The sequence below is a fragment of the Halopseudomonas laoshanensis genome, from assembly GCF_008365385.1.
GTDB lineage: Bacteria > Pseudomonadota > Gammaproteobacteria > Pseudomonadales > Pseudomonadaceae > Halopseudomonas > Halopseudomonas laoshanensis.
Genome location: NZ_QOVF01000016.1, coordinates 1 through 1,238, shown reverse-complemented (window position 1 = coordinate 1,238; position 1,238 = coordinate 1). Strand labels below are relative to the sequence as shown.

The 1,238-nt window shown below is 53.6% G+C and carries 1 protein-coding gene; it reads right to left on the bottom strand.

Annotated features, from left to right (window positions below; all coding sequences use genetic code 11):
• Nucleotides 1–8: 8 nt before the first annotated feature.
• Nucleotides 9–1,171 (bottom strand): IS3 family transposase gene (locus DT594_RS18895; RefSeq protein ID WP_149334717.1). Its coding sequence is split into 2 segments (ribosomal slippage): nucleotides 9–916 and nucleotides 916–1,171, totalling 1,164 coding nucleotides; the frame shifts between segments, so codons are not numbered across the junction.
• Between the last annotated feature and the right edge of the window lie 67 nt (nucleotides 1,172–1,238).

Below are 1,238 nucleotides of genomic sequence, written 5' to 3'. Positions count from 1 at the left end.
TGTAGTGGTCAACTGATTCCGGACAGTGGATAAAGTTTTTCCTCTGCCCTGGCAGGTGCTAAACCATCATTGAATTGATGTGGTCTCAGCCAGTTGTAGCGTGTCATCAGGTAATAGCTGATGTCTCGCTGTGCTTCTTTGAACGTGGTGTATCCGGTGCCTGGTATCCATTCTGACTTCAAGCTGCGGAACAGCCGCTCCATGGGCGCGTTATCCCAGCAGTTGCCCCGTCGGCTCATGCTTTGCCTCATACGGTAGCGCCATAACCGTTGCCTGAATTTGCGGCTGACATACTGGCTTCCCTGGTCCGAGTGAAACATCACGTCCTGAGGCCGGCCTCGCTGTTCATAAGCCATATCCAGCGCTCTTATGACCAGCTCTGCATTCGGGTGACTCGATAGCGCCCAACCCACAACACAACGGCTAAACAGATCCAAGACGACGGCAAGGTAACACCAGCGTCCTTGAGCCCAAATATAGGTGATGTCGCCACACCAGGCCTGGTTAGGCGCTTGCACGGCAAACTCTCTGTTCAGATGGTTCGGGATATCTACTCGCTCAACGGTAGCGGACTTGTACGCATGACGCCCTGGCTGCTTGGATACCAACCCAAGATCGCGCATGAGGCTTCGGACCTTGAACCGGCCGATTTGAAACCCTTCTTCGCGCATCGATCCCATGATCGATCTGCTACCCGCAGAGCTCCGGCTCTCGTTAAACAGCTGATTTACCTTACTGCGCAGCCTCAATTTCTCGGGATCAATTTGCTTCCGGCGACGCCGGGAATCGTAGTAGCTGGATCGGGAGATGCCGAACGCTTCACAGACCAGTTCAACAGGCTCATGCTCACTTAACCGGTCTATCAACGCGAACGATCGAGCTCGTCCGCCATCAAGAGAGCAGTAGCCTTTTTTAATATCGCTTTCTCCCGTTCAAGCCGATTGATCCGGGCTTCGAGCTCCTGAATCTTCTGTTGCTCTGGGGTTAAAGCTTTACCCTTGGGCGTACCGCCGTCACGCTCGGTTCGTAACTGGTCGACCCAGCGTCGTAGTGCTGTTTCTCCAACTCCCAGGGACTTGCTTGCCTCTATGACCGAGTATCCCTGGTCTAGAACCAGCAACGCGGCATCGTGCTTGAACTCAGTTGAAAACGTACGACGTTGTCTTGTCATGGAACACCTCAGCTATGGCGGTAAATTTACCACCCATTTCGGTGTCCGGGATTAGTAGACCACTACA